This is a genomic window from Nostoc mirabile CHAB5784 (genome assembly GCF_020829645.1).
GTDB classification, from domain to species: domain Bacteria; phylum Cyanobacteriota; class Cyanobacteriia; order Cyanobacteriales; family Nostocaceae; genus Nostoc; species Nostoc mirabile.
The window spans coordinates 1-2,119 of record NZ_JAIVFS010000291.1 but is presented as its reverse complement, the minus strand read 5'-3'; the positions used below and the strand labels follow the sequence as shown (position 1 = coordinate 2,119).

Genomic DNA, 2,119 nt, shown 5'->3' with positions numbered 1-2,119 from the left:
CTTATAAAATCCGTGATGAATTAGAAAAAGCAGTATTGGCAGATTTACTTGGGCCTGCGGGTGGTGAGGAAGAAGAAGTAGATGAGGATAGTGTAAGCGATCGCTATCTTGTAGGGTTACTCGCACCACAACAACGCCGCATCAGTGCTGAGACTGTAGATAAATCGGTTGTGGCTGACGAAGTGCAAGACGAATTATTTAGAGAAGTTGACTGTCAACAACCAGAACTTCTTGATGAATTGGCTGTAGTTGGTAAAGGTACTGTCGAGGAAGGCACAACTGAGGTTAGTGTACCACCTGCTGAAACGATGTTTCCGTCATCTTTTGGGATGACTTTTTGCGTTAGTGGTGTAGCCAAAGTATTGCAAATTAATGCAGGTTGGGGACAATATAAACGCACTAAAAGCGAAACTATTACCAAAAAAGATGATACACCAAAAATGGTGTGGAAACGCCAACAAATTCTAGGAAATTCACCTCCCATTCCTCTAATTGAGGGAGAAATTCCTAAATGGACGGTGCATTCAGAATATCCCCAAGTGCAAGTACAAGGCAAAATTTGCCAACAAAGTAACGGGGATTGGATTGTTAGCTTGTTTTTAATTAACGGGCAAAAAGAACCCGCCAAGTTACGTGATGAAGCGTGGTTATTTCAACCAGAATTAAGCGTACAATCAGCAGATTTTCAACATCTTGATATTTTTCTCAAGCGACACAAACCGCGTCAGGCTGGTAAGCTAGACCCGGTAATTTATGCTGAAGAAAAAGCAATGGCAATGCTTTATCGTAAACAGGTAGAGTTCGCCATTGGTCATGGGGTAAGCGTCCATGCCGAAACAGCACAAAATACTACAGAATGTGCTGTTAAATTATCTACCAACGTTGTACCTGTCTACGAAGTTCCCAAAACCTCTCCACCTGAAGCTGATGAAATTCCTGAATTGGCGGGATTGGTTTTAGATATGAAAGAACTGGCACAAACTCCAACCGTAGATTTTATCAGTAAGCTAAATCCTCTGGTAACAGCTTACGCAGTTTGGATTGAAAAACAAGCACAACGGATTTCTAATCCTAATGAAGGATTGACAGATTACCAAGATGTAGCCGAGGATGCAATTAAAAATTGCGATCGCACTCTTCAACGCATTCAGTCAGGTTTAACGCTGCTGCAAACCAACCCTGAAGCAGCCGAAGCTTTCCGATTTATGAATCAAGCCATGCACTTGCAGCGTCTTCGTTCTATTTACTCAGAAGAAGTACGCCAAGGCAAAGCGCCAGAATTAGACAAAATCCCTAATCCTACCTGGTTTCCCTTTCAATTAGCCTTTATTTTGCTGAATTTACCCAGCATAACCGACTTACACCATAGCGATCGTAGCCACGAAACCGATGCAGTTGCAGACTTACTCTGGTTCCCGACTGGCGGTGGTAAAACCGAAGCTTACCTGGGATTAACCGCCTACACCATCGGCTTGCGGAGGTTACAAGGGGTAATTGCGGGACGTTCTGGGGAATATGGCGTTGCAGTCCTGATGCGCTACACCCTACGCCTGCTTACCCTACAACAATTTCAACGCGCTACCACTCTAATTTGTGCTTGTGAATTTATCCGTCGAGACAACCCAACTAAATGGGGAAACGAACCATTCCGTATCGGGTTGTGGGTAGGTCAGCGCACTACCCCCAACCATACTGACCAAAGCGAAGAATTTTGCAAACAAGCGCGAGGACAGTATCAGCAAAGTGCTAGCGGTTCCCCTCACCAACTCACAAATTGCCCGTGGTGTGGTTCTAAAATCGACCCAGGTAAAAACATTGAAGTCGAATCTTTTAGTAAAGGTCGCGCCCGTACTCTAATTTACTGCGGCGACTCTTTGGGGCGTTGTCTGTTTAGTAAAAAACAATCTTCAACCGAAGGTTTACCCATTCTTGTAGTTGATGAAGAAATCTACCGTCGTTTACCCACGCTGTTGATTGCTACCGTAGATAAATTCTAGCGTGGCAAAACTTACTAGAGAAGAGCGGAAATCCTGTAATCTTGACCTTGTAGCGAAATAATGGTGCAAAAACTTGGCAAGAAAAAGTTTAAAACCAGAGGCAACATCGTTTGAAGTACTCG

The 2,119-nt window shown here is 43.8% G+C and carries 1 pseudogene; it reads left to right on the top strand.

What is annotated here, in order from left to right:
- Positions 1 to 1,997: pseudogene (locus tag LC653_RS45835) on the top strand (DISARM system helicase DrmA); the annotation flags it as partial.
- Between the last annotated feature and the right edge of the window lie 122 nt (positions 1,998 to 2,119).